11 protein-coding genes are annotated in these 18293 nt (G+C 71.5%); 4 read left to right on the forward strand and 7 right to left on the reverse strand.

All coding sequences use genetic code 11. The annotated features are described in order from the left end of the window. Positions 1-28: 28 nt before the first annotated feature. Positions 29-988: an aldo/keto reductase gene (locus LWP59_RS15705; protein ID WP_186383310.1), complete on the reverse strand. Its 960-nt coding sequence runs from the start codon at positions 986-988 to the stop codon at positions 29-31. 115 nt (positions 989-1103) lie between these two features. Here LWP59_RS15705 and LWP59_RS15710 point away from each other — a divergent pair, with 115 nt between their 5' ends. The 3 genes from LWP59_RS15710 (at position 1104) to LWP59_RS15720 (ending at position 4789) form a co-directional block, all read left to right on the forward strand. Beyond that, a complete protein-coding gene (locus LWP59_RS15710; protein ID WP_144640462.1) occupies positions 1104-1940 on the forward strand; it encodes an undecaprenyl-diphosphate phosphatase in 837 nt (278 codons plus the stop codon). A gap of 81 nt (positions 1941-2021) precedes the next feature. Continuing rightward, positions 2022-2732, forward strand: coding sequence for a histidine phosphatase family protein (locus tag LWP59_RS15715; protein WP_144640460.1), 711 nt, complete (start codon positions 2022-2024; stop codon positions 2730-2732). Continuing rightward, positions 2729-4789 (forward strand): M3 family metallopeptidase, encoded by a 2061-nt coding sequence (locus LWP59_RS15720; protein WP_144640457.1) that lies wholly within the window; start codon positions 2729-2731, stop codon positions 4787-4789. The genes LWP59_RS15715 and LWP59_RS15720 overlap by 4 nt, the downstream gene beginning before the upstream one ends. 271 nt (positions 4790-5060) lie before the next feature. On the opposite strand, the gene LWP59_RS15725 is transcribed toward LWP59_RS15720, so the two are convergent. From LWP59_RS15725 to LWP59_RS15750, 6 genes are all read right to left on the reverse strand, one after another. Next, positions 5061-6050, reverse strand: coding sequence for a malate dehydrogenase (locus LWP59_RS15725; protein WP_144640454.1), 990 nt, complete (start codon positions 6048-6050; stop codon positions 5061-5063). Beyond that, positions 6047-8206: an FUSC family protein gene (locus tag LWP59_RS15730; RefSeq protein ID WP_144640452.1), complete on the reverse strand. Its 2160-nt coding sequence runs from the start codon at positions 8204-8206 to the stop codon at positions 6047-6049. The genes LWP59_RS15725 and LWP59_RS15730 overlap by 4 nt, the downstream gene beginning before the upstream one ends. Then, entirely contained in the window at positions 8206-11172 is a 2967-nt protein-coding gene (locus LWP59_RS15735) for a GH92 family glycosyl hydrolase (RefSeq protein ID WP_373299427.1), read from the reverse strand. Before LWP59_RS15735 ends, LWP59_RS15730 begins: the two co-directional genes overlap by 1 nt. A gap of 36 nt (positions 11173-11208) precedes the next feature. Beyond that, positions 11209-15000: a GH92 family glycosyl hydrolase gene (locus tag LWP59_RS15740; protein ID WP_144640449.1), complete on the reverse strand. Its 3792-nt coding sequence runs from the start codon at positions 14998-15000 to the stop codon at positions 11209-11211. Positions 15001-15075: 75 nt separating this feature from the next. Further along, complete coding sequence (locus LWP59_RS15745) at positions 15076-16365, reverse strand: M20/M25/M40 family metallo-hydrolase (protein WP_144640446.1); 1290 nt, start codon at positions 16363-16365, stop codon at positions 15076-15078. Continuing rightward, positions 16358-17185 carry a M55 family metallopeptidase gene (locus LWP59_RS15750; RefSeq protein WP_144640443.1) on the reverse strand — a complete coding sequence of 276 codons (828 nt, stop codon included), beginning with the start codon at positions 17183-17185 and terminating at the stop codon, positions 16358-16360. The genes LWP59_RS15745 and LWP59_RS15750 overlap by 8 nt, the downstream gene beginning before the upstream one ends. A gap of 24 nt (positions 17186-17209) precedes the next feature. Here LWP59_RS15750 and LWP59_RS15755 point away from each other — a divergent pair, with 24 nt between their 5' ends. Further along, on the forward strand, positions 17210-18142 hold the full coding sequence (locus LWP59_RS15755; protein ID WP_144640440.1) for a cobalamin-binding protein: 933 nt from the start codon (positions 17210-17212) through the stop codon (positions 18140-18142). The last annotated feature ends 151 nt before the right edge of the window (positions 18143-18293 follow it).

Below are 18293 nucleotides of genomic sequence, written 5' to 3' on the forward strand. Positions count from 1 at the left end.
GCCACGTCACGTCTGTGTCACCTGCTTGTCACCTGGGCCACCGCTCCGGGTAACCGAACTGGATCGCGCTGACGTCGTCGAGCGCGGCTTTGATGGCCCTGGGCAGCACGATCTCCTCGGCGGCGAGGGAACCGGTGAGCTGACCGGTGTCGCGGGCGCCGACCACCGGCGCCACCACGCCCGGCTGGTCCCGCACCCAGGCCAGTGCGACCACGAGCGGTGAGGTGCCCAGGCCGTCGGCCGCGGTGGACACCGCTTCGACGATCCGGGCGGCCCGGTCGGTGCGGTGCTGCTCCACGTACCCGGCGTAGGTCGCGGACGCGCCACGCGAGTCGGCCGGGGTGCCGGTGCGGTACTTGCCGGTCAGCACGCCGCGGCCCAGTGGCGCCCACGGCAGCAGCCCGATGCCGTGGTGCACCGCCGCGGGCACGACCTCGCGCTCCACCCCGCGTTCCACCAGCGAGTACTCGGCCTGGGCGGACACCAGCGACGTGCTGGTCGAGGCGGCCGTCGCCAGCTGCCACCCCGCGTAGTTCGAGACGCCGGCGTAGCGGACCTTGCCCGAGGTGATGGCGTGGTCGAGCGCCGAGAGCGTCTCCGCGAGCGGCACGGTGTCGTCCCACGCGTGCAGCTGCCACAGGTCGATGTGGTCCACGCCCAGTCGCCGCAGCGAGCCCTCGAGCGCGGACAGCAGCGCGCCGCGGGAGGCGCCGCCGCCGAACGGGCCGTCGGTGCGCCGGGCGACCGCCTTCGTCGCGAGCACCACGTCGTCGCGGGGCACCAGGTCGGCGAGCAGGGCGCCCAGGATCCGCTCGCACTCGCCCTCGGCGTAGATGTCCGCGGTGTCCACCAGCGTGCCCCCGGCGTCCACGAACGCGACCAGCTGGCTCGCCGCCTCGTCCGCGTCCGTCTCACCGCCCCAGCTCATGGTGCCCAGCGCCATCCTGGAGACGCGCAGTCCCGACCTGCCCAGCTGTCGCTTCTCCATGCCACAGAGAGTAATGGGCGGGTGCCGACGCGAGGCCGACGCCTCCGCGATCATGGCGACCGATAGCCTTCCGCACCGTGCAAATCAGACGTAACGCGGCAAGGGCTCGGTGACCATGAGCTGGTTCGAAGCGATCGTCCTCGGGCTCGTCCAGGGCCTGACCGAGTTCCTCCCCATCTCCTCGAGCGCGCACCTGCGCATCACCGCGGCGCTGGCGGGCTGGGGCGACCCCGGCGCCGCCTTCACCGCGGTCATCCAGATCGGCACCGAGCTCGCGGTGATCCTCTACTTCGCGCGCAAGATCGGGCGGATCATCCGCGCCTGGTTCTTCTCGATCTTCCGTAGCGAGTGGCGCCACGACCCCGACGCCCGGATGGGCTGGCTGGTGATCATCGGCTCGCTCCCGATCGTCGTGCTGGGCCTGCTGTTCCAGGACGACATCCACTCCACCTTCCGCGACCTGCGGATCACCGCGACCGTGCTGATCGTGTTCGGCGTCGTGCTGCTCATCGCCGACCGGGTCGGCGCGAAGTACCGCGACCTCGACCACCTGACCGTGCCGCACGGCCTGGGCTACGGCATCGCGCAGGCGTTCGCGCTGGTCCCGGGCGTGTCGCGGTCGGGCGGCACCGTCAGCGCCGGGCTGCTGCTCGGCTACACCCGCGCGGAGGCGACCGAGTACGCCTTCCTGCTCGCCGTGCCCGCGGTCTTCGGCTCCGGGCTGTACGAGGTCAGCAAGATCGGCGGGGAGAACAGCCCGCAGTGGGGCCCGACGATCCTGGCGACGCTGGTGTCGTTCGGGGTGGGCTACGCGGTGATCGCCTGGCTGATGAGCTTCATCAAGACGCGCAGCTACCTGCCGTTCGTGGTCTACCGGCTCGCACTGGGCGCCGCGCTGTTCGTGCTGATGGCCACCGACGTCCTCAAGCCCGACGCCGGACCCCAGTTCTGAGACCAGCGCCACGTAAGGGCCGGCCCCTCGCCCACCGCCACCCTCAACGGAGACACTGCGTGCCACGGCTACTCTCGAACCGTGGCTACCGTGATCCTTCTCCGGCACGGCCGCTCGACCGCGAACGGATCGGGCGTGCTGGCCGGCCGGACCCCCAAGGTGGGGCTCGACGACACCGGGCGCGGCCAGGCCAGGGCACTGCTCGACCGGCTCGCCGGAGTGCCGCTGGCCGAGGCCGTCGTGTCGCCCATGCTGCGCTGCAAGCAGACCGTGGCACCGCTGGTGGACGGCCGCGGGCTGGACCGCGCGGTCGACCCCCGGCTGTCCGAAGTGGACTACGGCGACTGGACGAACCGCGAGCTCAGGACGCTGGTCAAGGAGCCGCTGTGGCGGGTGGTGCAGGCGCACCCGTCGGCGGCGGTCTTCCCCGGCGGCGAGGGCCTCGCGGCGATGCAGGCCCGCGCCGTCGCCGCCGTCCGCGAGCACGACGCCCGCATCACCGCCACCCACGGTGAGCACGCGGTCTGGCTGCTGTGCAGCCACGGCGACGTGCTCAAGGCGATCCTCGCCGACGCGCTGGGCCAGCACCTGGACTCGTTCCAGCGGATCGTGGTCGACCCGGCGTCGATCTCGGTCGTGCGCTACACCGAGACTCGCCCGTTCGTGTTGCGGGTGAACGACCACGGCTCCGATTTCGCGGGAGTGGTGCCACCGCCGCCCAAGCGCGGTAGGAAGAAGGCATCCTCCGATGCCGAGGTCGGAGGTTCCACGGGACGAAGGGGCCGTCAGTGAACTCTCAGCTCTCACCGGACAATCCGTTCGCGAAGCCGAGCGAACTGCCCTACGGGCTGCCGCCGTTCGACCGCATCCGCGACGAGCACCACGCGGCGGCGTTCGAGGCGGGACTGGCCGAGCACGCGGCCGAGGTCGAGGCCATCGCGGCGAACCCCGAGCCCGCGACGTTCGACAACACCGTCGTGGCGCTGGAGCGGTCCGGCAGCCTGCTCACGCGGGTGTCGTCGGTGTTCTTCAACCTCACCTCCTCCGACACCAACCCCGCACTGCAGGACCTGCAGGCGGAGATCGCGCCCAAGCTCGCCGCGCACCACGACGCCATCCACCTCGACCCGCGGCTGTACGCCCGGGTGCGCGAGCTGTTCGACAACCGCGCCGCGCTCGGCCTGGACGAGGAGTCGGCGTGGCTGCTCGAGCGCGTGCACACCGACTTCCGCCGCGCGGGCGCCGGCCTGCCGGAGGCCGACCAGGCGCGGCTGCGGGAGCTCAACGGGGAACTGTCCACCTTGAGCACCCGGTTCCAGGAGAACCTGTTGCGCGACACCAACGACCTCGCGGTCGTGGTGGACGACGCGAGCGAGCTGGCGGGCCTGTCCGCGGACGCCGTCGCGGCGGCGCGGGAGGCCGCGAACTCGCGTGGCGAGCAGGACCGGTACCTGCTGAGCCTGAACCTGCCGACGTCGCAGCCGCTGCTGGCCTCGCTGGAGAACCGCGCCCTGCGGGAGCGGCTGTTCCGGGCCTCCACCGCGCGTGGCAACCGGGGCAACGACAACGACAACAGCGCGGTGCTCACCCGGATCGCGGCCCTGCGGGCCGAGCGCGCGGCGCTGCTGGGCTACCCGCACCACGCGGCGTACGTCATCTCCGACGAGACGGCGCGCACCTCGGAGGCGGCGGTGGGGCTGCTGGAGCGGCTCGCCCCCGCGGCGGTCGCCAACGCCAAGCGGGACGCCGAGGAGCTGCAGCGCTACCTCGAGCAGGACATCCCGGGCGCGACGCTGGAGCCGTGGGACTGGGCGTTCTACGGCGAGCGGGTCCGCAAGGCGCGCTACGACATCGACGAGGCCACCCTGCGCCCGTACTTCGAGCTGGACCGGGTGCTGCGCGACGGCGTGTTCTTCGCGGCCAACCAGTTGTACGGGCTGAGCTTCACCGAGCGGCACGACCTGCCGACCTACCACCCCGAGGTGCGGGTGTTCGAGGTCTTCGACGCGGACGGCTCGCCGCTGGGGCTGTTCCTCGGCGACTACTACACACGTGACTCCAAGCGCGGCGGCGCGTGGATGAACACCTTCGCCGACCAGTCGTACCTGCTGGGCGGGCGCCCGGTGGTGGTCAACAACCTGAACATCTCGCGCCCGCCGGAGGGCGAGCCGACGCTGCTGACGTTCGACGAGGTGGTGACCGCCTTCCACGAGTTCGGGCACGCCCTGCACGCGCTGATGTCGGCGGTGCGGTACCCGGCGTTCTCCGGCACGAACGTGCCGCGCGACTTCGTGGAGTACCCGTCGCAGGTCAACGAGATGTGGATGCTGTGGCCGCAGGTGCTGGCGAACTACGCCAAGCACCACGAGACCGGCGAGCCGCTGCCGCAGCGGCTGGTCGAGCGGCTGCAGGAGTCTGCGCAGTACGGCCAGGGCCACGCGACGACGGAGTACCTCGCGGCGGCGCTGCTGGACCAGGCGTGGCACGGCATCTCGGCCGACGACGACATCGACGACGTCGCCCGCTTCGAGGCGGCGGCGCTGGAGAAGGCGGGGGTGGCGCTGCGCGTCGTGCCGCCGCGGTACCGCAGCACGTACTTCGCGCACGTCTTCAGCGGCGGTTATTCGGCGGGCTACTACTCCTACATCTGGAGCGAGGTCCTCGACGCCGACACGGTGGAGTGGTTCCACGAGAACGGCGGCCTGACCAGGGCGAACGGCGACCACTTCCGGTCGACGCTGCTCAGCCGCGGCGGCAGCACCGACTCGATGGCGGCGTTCCGCACCTTCCGCGGCCGCGACCCGGAGATCACCCCGCTGCTGACCCGGCGAGGACTCACCGGCGCCTAGACGGACCCGGCCTCCTCCGCATCACGACGAAAACCGGCAGCGGACAACGAAAAGCACGCAGGCACTTACACCCCTGCCAGCCCCTTCGTCCCCGCCGCACTTTCGGCGCGGACGGCCGTGTCAAGGGTGGGCGAAGCCCATCGCCCAGCGACGCCGAAGGCGCCCTTTACCCGGCCTCCTCCGCGCGTAAAACGATAAAAGGCGAAGGGCCGCCCGAGCACGCGAAGAGGCCCGGCTCCCATCAGGGAGCCGGGCCTCCAGCGAAAACAGATCAGACCAGTCCGAGTTTGCGGACCGCGTCGCGCTCTTCGGTCAGCTCGGCCACGGACGCGTCGATCTTGCCGCGCGAGAAGTCGTCGATCTCCAGGCCCTGCACGATCTCCCACTTGCCGTCACGGGTGGTCACCGGGAAGGACGAGATCAGGCCCTCGGGCACGCCGTAGGAGCCGTCCGACGGTACGGCCATCGAGGTCCAGTTGCCCCCCGCGGTGCCGTTGACCCAGGTGTGGACGTGGTCGATCGCGGCCGAGGCGGCCGACGCGGCCGAGGACGCGCCCCGGGCCTCGATGATCGCCGCGCCGCGCTTGGCGACGGTCGGGATGAAGTCGTCCTCCAGCCACTTCTGGTCGCCCACGGCCTCGGCGGCGTTCTTGCCCGCGACCTCGGCGTGGAAGATGTCCGGGTACTGGGTGGCGGAGTGGTTGCCCCAGATCGTGAGCTTCTTGATGTCGGCCACGGACACGCCGAGCTTCTTCGCCAGCTGGGCGGTCGCGCGGTTGTGGTCGAGGCGGGTCATCGCGGTGAACCGCTCGGCAGGCACGTCGGGGGCGTTGGACTGCGCGATCAGGGCGTTGGTGTTGGCCGGGTTGCCGACCACCAGCACCTTGACGTCCTCGGCGGCACCGGCGTTGATCGCCTCGCCCTGCGGCTTGAAGATGCCGCCGTTGGCCTCCAGCAGGTCACCGCGCTCCATGCCCTTGGTGCGGGGCCGGGCGCCGACCAGCAGCGCGACGTTGGTGCCCTCGAAGGCCTGCTTCGGGTCGTCGAAGATGTCGGTGCCCGCCAGCAGCGGGAACGCCCCGTCTTCGAGCTCCATCGCGGTGCCCTCGGCCGCCTTGACCGCCTGCGGGATCTCCAGCAGCCGCAGCTTCACCGGGGTGTCCGCGCCGAGCAGCTGACCGGACGCGATGCGGAACAGCAGCGCGTAGCCGATCTGGCCGGCGGCGCCGGTGACGGTGACGTTGACGGGGGCATGGGTCATTGCGCACTCCTGCGGACGTTCTCTTCGCTTGTGCTGGTGACTCTATCGGCCGCCGCCCGCGCGGACCCGGTGCGTCGCCCCACACCCGGCTTGACCGATTCCGCCGTGGGGACCTCGAACACCCGGCCCAGCGCGATAACGCCCTCGTCAATGCGGCCGAGGCTGGTCAGCACCGACCGGACGTGCCGGTCGTCGGATTCGCGGGTGATCGGCGTCTCAGTGTCGCGGTCCAGCTTGCGCTGGGTGCCGCCCTGCACCGACTCGGCGAGCACGTCGATGTTGTGCGTGATCCGGTCCACGAGCTCGGTGAGCCGCTCGTCGCCCGCGAACAGGCCGGGCTCGGCGCGGGCGGCGATGTGGCGCGCGCGGAAGGAGAGCCGGTCGAGCGTCGCGAGCACGTAGGAGCCGTAGTCGCGCCGGCTGGACAGGTTCATCGGATGCGTCAGCGGCTCGACCGTGGTGCGGACCTTCTCGACCGCGCGGTCCAGCTCGCGGGACAGCTCGATGATGTTGACGTTCTCCCGGCCCGAGAGCAGCACCTCGGCCTGGTCGAGGAACTCGTGCAGGTCGCCCAGCACCGCCTCCAGGTCCGAGCGCAGCACGGTCCGGGTGCGCACCGGCAGCACGGCGACCGCGGCGAGGATGCCGGCCGTGGCGCCCACCGCGGTCTCGGCGACCCGCAGCCACAGCACGTCGACGGTGAACGTGCCGAGCATGCTGTAGAGCAGCCCGAGCATGCAGGTGATGAAGAACGACATCACCACCTGCGACACGCGCGCGGTGTAGACCAGGCAGAACACGCACACGAGGATGAGCACGACGGTGAGCGCGAGGTTGCCGGTCACCAGCAGCGCCAGCAGCGTCCCGCCGAAGATCCCCGCCAGGGTGCCCAGCACCCGCCGGAAGCCCTTCACGAACGTCGCGCCGGTGGTGGAGGTGTTGAGGAACACCACGAACACCGTCAGCACCGCCCAGTACCACCGCTGGTGCGACACCAGCTCGCCGCCCAGCACGGCGAGCGCGCCGCCGATCATGGCCTGCAGTGCCGCGCGGGCCTGGTTGTCGAAGGCGAAGAACCGCTTGCTCTCCGGCTCGCCGGGTTCCGGGAACTCGGCCTCGGCGGAGTAGTCCTGCTCGGCGATCCGCTGGGCGTTGACGTCGGCCAGCGCGAGCTCCGCGATGGCGCGGCGCAGCTCGTCGCCCGGCTCGGGCTTGTCCTTCAGCCGGCTGCCGGTGACCAGCATCCTGCTGAACTCCTCGGTCGCGCTGATCACCGGCAGCTCGCGCGGGTCGTGCTCGATCAGCGACTCGAACCGCAGGAGACTGCCGACCAGCTCGTCGCGGACCTCGTCGGGCAGCTTCTCGGTGTTGGTCCGCCGCACGGTGATCGACAGCCACTGCGCCGCGATCTCGACCTCGATGGCGCGCCGGCGCAGCAGCTCCGACGCAGGCGGGTCGAGCACCTCGTCGATCGCGTCCTCGATCATCAGTACCGCCTCGTGCAGGCGGGAGTCCGCCCGCCGCAGCTGGTTGCGCCGCCGCTCGCTGCCGCCGCCGGCCAGATACGCCGCCGCGGCGGCCGCGTGCCGGCCGAGCCGGGCCCGGAACGCGCGCCGGATGCGCACCAGCTCCCGTTGCGGATCGCGGCGCAGCACCACGAAGCGCATCAGCGCGTTGCCCGCGACCCCGACCGCCAGCGCCAGCACGTACTGCGGCAGCTGCGCGAAGTGGATCTGCAGGAACATCGAGAAGAAGAACATGAAGAACGCCAGTGCGCCGAGCGCGGGGCCGCGCGGCGCGAATCGCTGCGCGTACACCGCCAGGAAGATCAGCAGGATGAACAGCACGCTGTCCAGCGGCGGCCGGGTGATGCCGATCGAGGCGACGGTCAGCGACAGCGCGCCCGAGCAGAACGCGAGCACCAGGGTCACCGCCTGCGCCCTGGGGGTCCGGTCGTTGACGGTGAACGCCGACTGCATCGCCGCGATCGCGGCGAGCATGATCGTCGGGATCGGGCGGCCCAGCAGGCCGAGCACGAGGATCGCGAACGCGATCCCGCCGACCGCGAGCGCCGCGCGGCGCAGCCGCAGCAGCCCGGGGTCGGCGGCCACCAGCCGGTCGCGCAGGCGCTCCCAGGTGATCGTCAGCGTCTCCATCAACGCTCCCCGGCCAGCAGTTCCCACTGGGCGAGCGAAAGCCGGCGCCCGGTGGCCGCGGTGACCCGCAACCGGTAGTGCGGCAGCGCCGCGGGCGTGGCGAGCGCGAACGGCCTGGTCTGGCGCTGCCACCGGAACGTCTCGTCCGCCCGGCTGTCGAGGGTCTCCCAGTGCCGTCCGTCCGCGGAGCCCTCGAGCACCCACGCGGTGGGCGCGCCGCGGCTGCCCGGGGTGAGCGTGTAGACCTCCACCGGCCGCGGCGGTCCGTCCACTGTGTACTCGATGGCCGGGGTGGCGGTGTCGAAGGTGATCTGCGTGCGGCTGGTGTCGTCGAACAGTGCGGCGAGGTCCGGGCGCGAGTGGCCGGTGAGGTCGGTGAGCGGGCGCGGCGGCGCGTCGCCCTCGGTGAGCGACGGCGGTGGGCCGCCCCAGCCGGACGGCTCCTCGCCGAGGGTGAACTCGAGCGTCGCGCCCGCGGCCAGAACGTCGTGCGCGAGCCATGACTGCTCGTGCCACTCGCCGTTCACCCGCAGCCGCCGCACGTACATTCCGGTGCCGGACGTTGTGATCACCACCTGGTTCCCGTTCTCGAGGCGGATGGTCGCGCGCGGGAAAAGAGGCGCGCCGAGGACGTAGACCGGGCTGCCGACCGCGAGCGGGTACAGCCCGAGCGCGGCGAAGACGTACCACGCGGACATCTCGCCGTTGTCCTCGTCGCCGGGGTAGCCCTGGCCGATCTCGCTGCCGAGGTAGCAGCGGGTGAGCACCTCGCGCACCACCGCCTGCGCCTTGCCGGGCGCACCCGCGTGGAGGTACATGAACGGGATGTGGTGCGAGGGCTGGTTCGAGTGCCCGTACTGGCCGAGCCGGACGTCGCGGGCCTCGGTCATCTCGTGGATGATCCCGCCGTAGGAGCCGGTGTTGCGCCCGGTCTCCGGCGTGCTGAAGAAGGTGTCCAGTTTGGACTCCAGCCCGGCCCGCCCGCCGAACAGGTTCGCCAGGCCTTTCCCGTCGTGGGGCACGGAGAAGGCCATGTTCCAGCCGTCGGTCTCGGTGTAGTCGAAGCCCCAGCGCGTGGGGCCGTACTCCTGCGGCGACCACCGCCACCTGCCGTCGCGGTGGCGGCCCTGGAAGAAGCCGACCCGGTCGTCGAAGTGGTGGACGTAGTTCAACGCGCGGCGGCGGAAGTACTTCGCGTCGTCGCGGTGGCCCAGCGCCTCGGCGAGGTTGGCGATCCCGAAGTCGTTGACGCAGGCTTCGAGCGCCCACGACAGGCCTTCGTGGGTGCTCAGCGGGGTGTAGCCGAGGAAGATCGACTCGCGCAGGCCCTTGCGGCCCACGGCCCGGTTCGGCGGCGGCACGGTCGCGTTCTTCAGCGCGGCCTCGTAGGCCGCGTGCACGTCGAAGCCGCGGACGCCCTTGAGGTAGGCGTCGGCGAAGGCGACGTCGGAGCTGGTGCCGGTCATCAGGTTCGCGTAGCCGGGGGAGGACCAGCGCGCGATCCAGCCGCCCTCGCGGTACTGCTGCACGAACCCCTCGATCAGCTCGCCGCAGCGCGCCGGCGCGAGGAGCGCGTACGCGGGCCAGCAGGTGCGGTAGGTGTCCCAGAACCCGTTGTTGACCGACATCGGCCCGTCGAGGACCTTCGCGCCGGTCCGCTTCCGCGTGCTCGGCCACCAGCGGCGGACGACCGGGCTGGCGTGCCGCCGCCCGGACGGCGTGTCCTCGTGCCCGGAGTTCGGGTAGAGGAACAGCCGGTAGAGGCCGGAATAGAACGTCGTCAGCTGGTCCTCGGTCGCGCCGTCGAGCTCGACCCGGCCGAGCAGACCCTGCCAGGCCTCGCGCGCGTCGTCCCGCACCTGCTCGAACGCCGTCCCGGCGGGGATCTCCTGGCCGAGGTTCCGGCGGGCCTGCTTCAGGCTGATCAGCGAGGTGGCGATCCGCAGCTCGACCGTGCCGGTGTCGAAGGCCAGCGCTTTTCCCCGGCGGCGGCCCGGCCGGTCGAACGTGCCGTACACGAACATCCGCCGCGCGCCCACCGAGAGTCGGCTGCGCACCCGGGTGTGCCCGGTGACGATGCCGCGTTTCGGGTCGAGCCGGACGTTCCCGCGGTTGCACGAGAACCCGACGACGGCTTCGCCGGGGAAGCTGAACCGGAACATCGTGGCGTGGTCGGCGGGCGCGAGCTCGACGCTCGTCCCGCTGTCGAACCGCACGCCGTAGTGGTACGGGCGGTCCGTCTCGTGCTCGTGCCCGAACGCGAGGTCACCTGCGGGCACGACGTGGAAGGTGTGCCGGTCGCCCATCCACGGGCTCGGCTGGTGGCTGAGCGCGAAGCCTTCGAGCCGCGGGCGGTTCGCGGCGTCGTTGCGGCGGTGGTACTCGTACAGCCAGGTCGTCGAGGACGCGTCGGTGACCGGGGTCCAGAAGTTGAACCCGTGCGGCACGGCGGTGGCCGGGAACGTGTTGCCGCGGGAGAACTCGGCGCTGGAGTGCGTGCCGCGGGTGGTGCGGACCCAGTCCACCGGGTCGTGCTGGCGGGGAGGGCGGTCGGCGATGCGCACGTCGTCGAGCCAGCCTGTGGCGTCCCCGCCGCTGAGCACGATCGCCCGCACGGTGCGCCCGGCGGGGACCGGGCGCCGGACGAGGTTCCACTGGCCGGGATAGAACGCTTTCGGATCGAGCGTGCCCGCCAGAGTGCTGCCGTCGTCGAGCTCGACGTCGAGGGCGATGGACAGCCCCTCCTCGGGGAAGACCACATAGGACAGTTCGGTGTGCTCGCCCGCCGGGAGGTCCACCTCGAACAGCCGGACCCGCCCCGGGCGCTCGTACCGCAGCGCGTGCCGGCCGGTGAACCCCGCACCGGCCTTCGCCGTCGCCGGCCGGCCCGGTCCGGTCCCGACCTCGCCGGCCAGCGGGACGGGGTCCCCTTCTTCGAAGGACGAGAAGAACCGGTCGGCGATCACGTGCCTACCGTAACCGCCGGCCGGCCCATCTTCGCGCTAGCGCGGCTTGCCCAGCAGTTCCACCTCCGAGAGGGTGGCGGGGCCGGTGAGCTGCAGCCGGTAGTAGGTGTAGCCGCCCGGGTGCGCCACCCGGAACGGCCGGGTCTGGTCGCGCCACTGGAACGTCTGGTTCGCGCGGCTGTCCAGCGTGGTCCAGTTCTGCCCGTCGGCCGAGCCGCTCAGCGTCCAGCCCGTGGGATCGGCGCCGGCCTGCTTGCCCGAGGTCAGCGTGTAGTACGACACCGGGTTGCCGGGCGCCGCGAGCTGGTACTGCACGGTCGTGGCCTGGGCCTCGGTCTTCGACGTGTTGTCGAACAGGGCGGCGGCCGACCCGGTGCCCTTGCCCGGGCCCGTCACGTCCGCGAGTGGCGACGGCGCCTGGTCACCCTTGGTGATCGACGCCGGGGCGTCGTTCGGGCCGGTGCCCCAGCGGGACGGGTTCGGGCCCATGTCGAAGTCCAGTGTGCCGCCCTTGGCGATCAGGTCGTGCGGCAGCGACGTCGAGGTCCACGGCTTGCCGTCGACCCGCAGCCCCTGCACGTAGACGTTCTTCGCGTTGTTCTTCGGCGCGTTGATCACCAGGTCGCGGCCCGGCAGGTGGATCGTCGCCTTGGTGAACAGCGGCGAGCCCACGGCGTAGTCCGGGCTGCCCATCTGCAGCGGGTAGAAGCCCAGGACGCTGAAGACGTACCAGGCCGACATCTCGCCGTTGTCCTCGTCGCCGGGGTAACCCTGGCCCAGCTCGCTGCCGACGTAGAGCCGCGACAGCGCTTCGCGCACCTTCGCCTGCGTCTTCGACGGCTGACCGGCGTAGTCGTACATGTAGAGGATGTGGTGCGACGGCTGGTTCGACTGCGCGTACTGGCCCATCCGCACGTCGCGCGCTTCGCGCATCTCGTGGATGGTGCCGCCGTAGGCGCCGGGGAAGGTCGCCGTCTCCTGGGTGGCGAAGAACTGGTCGAGCTTGTTCGCCAGCCCCTGCTTGCCGCCGTAGAGGTCGGCGAGGCCCTGCCCGTCCTGCGGCACGGTGAACGCCATGCCCCAGCCGTCGGTCTCGGTGTAGTCGCCGCCCCAGTCGCGGGGGTCGTACTGCCCGGCGGGCAGGCGGAAGCTGCCGTCGGGGTCCCGGCCCTGGAAGAAGCCCACGCCGGGGTCGAACATGTTGACGTAGTTCTGCGCCCGGTTGAGGAAGTACGTGTAGTTGTCCAGGTACTCCTGCTTCTTCGGGTCGCCCGGCTTCGCCTCGTCGGCGAGCTTCTTCGACAGATTCGCGATGCCGTAGTCGTTGATGTAGCCCTCGATCGCCCACGACATGCCCTCGCCGGTGGTGGTCGGGGTGTAGCCGAGGAAGATCGAGCTGTCCAGGCCCTTGCGGCCGACGCTGTCGTTCGGCGGCGCGACCGTGGCGTCCTTGACCGCGGCGTCGTAGGCCGAGGAGATGTCGAAGTTCGTCACGCCCTTGAGGTAGGCGTCGGCGAAGGCGACGTCGGAGCTGGTGCCGGTCATCAGGTTCGCGTAGCCGGGGGAGGACCAGCGCGCGATCCACCCGCCGTCGCGGTACTGCTGCACGAACCCGTCGATCATCTTGCCCGCCATGTCCGGCGAGAGCAGGTCGTAGGCGGGCCAGGTGGTGCGGTAGGTGTCCCAGAACCCGTTGTTGACGTACAGCTGGCCGTCCACGACCTGCTGGGTGAACGGGCTCGCGTAGGCGTACTTCGGCTGTCGCGCGGTCCCGACGTTCTCGAAGCCCGAGTTGGGGTAGAGGAACAGCCGGTAGAGGTTGGAGTACAGCGTGGTGAGCTGGTCCTGGCTCGCGCCCTGCACCTCGATCACGCCCAGCTGCTTGTCCCACGCTGCCTGAGCGGCGGTACGAACCGAGTCGAAGCTGGCCTTCGGCGCGATTTCCAGGTCGAGGTTCTTCTTCGCCTGGTCGACGCTGATCAGCGAGGTCGCGATCCGCATGGTGACGGTCTTCCCGCTGAACTTCAGGTAGCCGCGCACGTTGTCACGGCCCTCGCCGGGCAGCATCGCGCCGTTGGTCACCGGCTGGTCGAAGGTCGCGTAGACGTAGAGCCGGCCGGCACCCGCGGACAGCCCGCTCTTGACGTCGGAGTAGCCGGTGAGCGAGTTCGTCGCCGGGTCCAGCGTCAGCCCGCCCGCGTCGCTGACGTTGTCGAAGATCAGGTTCGCGTCACTGCCGGGGAAGGTGAACCGGAACATCGCAGCATGGTCGGCCGGGGCGATCTCCCCGCTGACGCCGTTGTCGAACTTGACGCCGTAGTAGTAGGGCTTCGCGGTCTCGTTGGCGTGCTGGAACGGCAGCGCCCGCGCGGTCCGGTCGGCGTCGGGCACGCCCGCGGCGGCCGAGGGCATGACCTGGAAGGTCTGCCGGTCGCCCATCCACGGGCTCGGCTCGTGGCTGAGCCCGAACGCCTGCAGCGTCGGCAGGTTCTGCGCGTTGTTGCCCTCCTGGTAGCGGTAGAGCCAGTCGGTGGAGCCGGCGTCGGTCTCGGGGGTCCAGAAGTTGAAGCCGTGCGGCACGGCGGTGGCGGGGAAGTTGTTGCCACGCGAGAAGTTTCCGTTGGCGTTGCTGCCGCGGGTGGTCAGCACGTTGTCCGAGAGCCGCGCGGCGGGCTGCTGGTGGACCGGCGCTACCTGCACGTCGTCGACCCAGCCGGTGAAGCTCGCCGGACCGCTCGTGCTGTCGTAGCCGAGGAGGATCCGGGAGATGGTCCTGCCGCGCGCGAGCTTGCCGATCGAGGCCCGGATCAGGTTCCACTGGTTGGTGTACAGGGCTTTTCCGGCGCCCTGGCCCTGCGGCGAGAGGGTGAAGCCGTACTGGTCCGTGGCGCCGAGGCCGGACAGGTACGTGCCGTCGGTGAAGGCCAGGTCGAGCGAGACGTTCGTGCTCGGGTAGCGCAGGTCGGCAGCGGTGAACTCGGGGAAGATCTTGTACGACAGCTCGGTGTCGGGCTGGACCGGGATGTGCACGTCGAACATCTTGTTGTACGAGTAACCGCGGCCCTGGCTGGTCTGCGTCCCGGTGTAGTGGAACGCGCGCAGCCCGGTGTAGCCCGCGCGGGGCTTGCTGCTGTAGCCGCTGACCGGCCCGCTGTCGGGGTAGCTGCGCATGTTCGGCAGCGGCGGCGGGGCGGGTTCGTCGTTGGCCAGCAACAGCTCCGACAGCTGCAGCAGCGGGCCGCCGTTGTTCGCCGTGACGTCGAGCCGGTAGTAGCGGTAGGTGACGGCGGAGGTCAGCTGGTAGCTGTTGGTCTGCAGGCGCCCGGCGAAGGACTGGCCGCTGCGCTGGTCGATCGTGGTCCAGACCTGACCGTCGGCGGAGCCCTGCAGGGTCCAGTCCTTCGGGTCGCGCTCGGCGGAGTCGTTGGCCGAGGTCAGCGCGTAGTGGGTGATCGCGGTGGGCTCGCTCAGCTGGAACTGCGCCCAGCCGGTCGGCTCCCAGGCGAGCCACTTGGTGTCCGGGTTCGCGTCGACGAGGTTGACGGCCACCTCGCCGCCGTCGGTGTTCTCGTCACTGGCGGTGACGTCGGTGACCTTGCCGCGGATGTCGCCGGGGATCGCGGAACCGTTGGCGCCGTTGACCCCCGAGGTACGCGGCTGCCCGTACCGGTTCGTGTCGACGGTGTCGACCGCGGGTTGCGGATCGCCGGACTCGAAGGAGGAGGAGAAGGTCGCGGCCGCCGGTGCCGCCGTCGCGGGCGCCGCCGTGAGACCGGCAGCGAGCGCGACGCACGCCACTAGCACCGACACTGCGTTGGTTCGGGCCATGAGCCGAAGCTCAACGCGGAAGTCCCTGGTACGTCAAGGTTTCCGCCGATTCCTGGCCGAAACGGGACAAGAGTGTCAAACCGACGAAAGTAGGTTGCCCAGCACGCGTTTGCCGAACTCGAGCCCCGCCACCGGCACCCGCTCGTCGACGCCGTGCGCCATCGCCCGGTACGGGAACCCCTCGGGCAGCCACAGCGGCGCGAAGCCGTAGCAGTCGATGCCCAGCGGGCTGAACGCCTTCGCGTCGGTGCCGCCACCCATGCAGTACGGCACCACGACCGCCTCGGGGTCCTCGGCGCGCAGCGCGTCGGCCATCGCGGCGAACCACGGCGAGTCGACCGGCGCCTGCACCGGGGGCTGGTGCGCGACGAACTCGCGCTCGACGCCGGGGCCGAGCAGCGCGTCGAGCTGCGCGAGCAGGTCCTCCTCCGTGCCCGGCAAGGTCCGGGTGTCCAGCTGGGCCCGCGCGACGCTCGGGATGACGTTCACCTTGTACCCGGCGTCGAGCATGGTCGGGGTGCTGCTGTTGCGGACCGTGTTCTCCGCCAGCGACGCCGCCGGGCCGAGCCTGGCGAGTGTGCCGTCCACATCGGACAGATCCACCTCGACGCCGAGGGCCTCGCCGGTCCGCACGAGGAAGGCCTCGACGGTCGGGGTCAGCTGGACCGGCCAGCGGTGCGAGGCGATCCGGTGCAGCGCGGCCACGAGCCGGACCACGGCGTTCTCGTCGTTGCGGCGGGAACCGTGCCCCGCCCGGCCACGGGCGGTGAGCCGCATGTGCGCCGTGCCCCGCTCGGCCGTGCCGACCGGGTAGAGCCGCACGGTCCGGCCGTCGGCCGCGGGCACGTGGTAGGTGTACGCGCCGGACTCGCTGATGGCCGCCGCGCAGCCCTCGAAGTACTCCCGGTGCTCGGCCGCGAGCCAGTGCGCGCCCCACTCGCCGCGGTCCTCCTCGTCGGCGACGAACGCCAGCACGAGGTCGCGCCGCGGCCGCAGCCCCTCGGCGACCAGGGACAGGACCATCGCGCAGAAGTCCTTCATGTCCACCGCGCCGCGGCCCCACAGGCAGCCGTCGCGGACCTCGCCGGAGAACGGGTGCACCGACCAGTCGGCGGCATCGGCCGGCACTACGTCGAGGTGGCCCTGCACGAGCAGCGCCGGCAGCGAAGGGTCGGTGCCCGGCACGCGGGCGAGCACGTTCGCCCGCCGCGGCGCCGACTCCAGGACCTTCGGCTCGACCCCCGCGCCGGAGAGCACGCCGGCCACGAACTCGGCCGCCTCACGCTCGCCCTCGGAGTCCCCGTGCCCGCGGTTGGTGGTGTCGAACCGCACCAGCCGCGCGCACAGATCCACCACGTCAGCCATAGATCCCCTGTACCGCGCCCGCGGCGATCGCGGTGACCACCTTGAACGCCTTCATCGCCTCGGTCATGTCGGGTGCCTCGAAGCCGACCTTACGCACGCCGGTCTGTTCGACGGTCGGCACCACGGCTGTCGCCTGGGCGAGGTGGCTCGCGTCGAACTCGACCTCGATCCGGTGCGGGCCGCGGCGGGGCTCGACGCGCCCGGCGCGCGCCACCGCCCGCTCGGCGGCGAGCTTGAGCGCGGTCGCCGTGCGCTGCGGGGGAGTGCAGATCGCGGCGTACCGGCTGACGCATTCCTTCACGGCCACGCCGATCGCCTCCGGCGCGTAGTCCCGGGCGTCGTCGCAGGTCTTGTCGTCCCCGGTGACCATGAGCACCGGCACGCCGTACTCCGCCGCCAGCGCGGCGTTGAGCCGCCCCTCGCTCGCGGGCACCCCGTCGAGCCACACGCCGGTGATCTGGTTCTCCAGGTACGTGTGGGACAGCACGCCCTCGGCGCCGGCCCCGGCGTGGTAGCCGACGAACACCACGCCGTCGACACCCGAGTCGACGCCCTGCATCATCGACAACGGCTTGTGCCGCCCGGTCAGCATCCGCACCCGCGGGTCGAGGTCCTCCAGCAGCAGGTTGCGCTGGGAGGAGTGCGCCTCGTTGACCAGGACGTCGCTCGCGCCGGCGTCGTGCAGGCCCGCGACGGCCGCGTTCACGTCACCGGTGAACAGGCGGCGGAACCGCTGCCACTGCTCGGTTCCGGGCACGACGTCATCGGTCCAGGTGACACCCGTGGCCCCTTCCATGTCCGCCGAGATCAGGATGCGCATGGTCGCCGACCCTATCCTGGGCCCGTGCGCATCGTCTCGCTGTTACCTGCCGCCACGGACCTCGTCGCGGAGCTCGGTCTGGCCGGGAACCTGGCCGGGCGCACCCACGAATGCGACTGGCCCGCCGAGGTGGCGCGGGTGCCGGTGGTCACCGGCACCGGCCTGGACGGCGGGCTCAGCAGCAGGGAGATCAGCGAGACGGTGGGCGGCGCCCCGCATCGCGGTTCGTCGCTGTACTCGCTGGACGCGGACCTGCTGGCCCGGCTCGCCCCGGACTTCGTCCTGACCCAGGACCTCTGCGACGTGTGCGCGGTCTCCTACCGCCGCGTGTCCGAGGCGGTCCGCGTGCTCGACGCCGGCCCGCGCGTGCTCAGCCTCGAACCCCGCACGCTGCCGGAGGTCCTGGGCTGTCTGACCACGCTCGGCGACGCCTTCGGCGTACCGGAGCGCGCGGCGGCGCGGCGGCGCCACTGGGAGGACCGGCTGGTCGCGGTGGAACGCGCGGTGTCCGGGCGGGCGCGCCCGCGGGTGGCGGCGCTGGAATGGCTCGACCCGGTCTGGCCCGCCGGGCACTGGGTGCCCGAGCAGATCGGCCACGCCGGCGGGATCCCGCTGCTCGCCTCGGCGGGCGAGCACACCAGGCCGGTTGGCTGGGAGGCCGTGCTCGACGCGCGGCCGGACGTCCTGCTGGTGCTGCCCTGTGGCTTTGCGCCCGAGCGCACGCTCGCCGAGCTGGACGTGCTCACCAGCAGGCCCGGCTGGTCGTCGCTGCCGGCGGTGCGGGACGGGCGGGTGTGGGTGCTCGACGGCCCGGCGTACTTCAACCGGCCCGGTCCGCGGGTGGTGCGCGGGGTGGAGGTGCTGGCGCACGTCCTGCACGGGGTCGGCACGGTCGGTGCGGGCGAGGCGCTGCGGGTGACCGGCGGGGTGGGCCGGTCCGGTCGCTCGGGGGGCTGACGCGACCGGACCGGCTACCCGCAGGGCAGTGCACGTAGCGTGGCGGCGCTGTGGTGACCTGCCCGACGGGTTAGAGGGGCCGGACCCGGCTTCGGGACGACCGGAACGGCGGGTCCACTCGATCGAGTGACAGTTGAGTGCGGGGCCGGCC

The organism is Amycolatopsis acidiphila, assembly GCF_021391495.1.
Lineage (GTDB): Bacteria > Actinomycetota > Actinomycetes > Mycobacteriales > Pseudonocardiaceae > Amycolatopsis_E > Amycolatopsis_E acidiphila.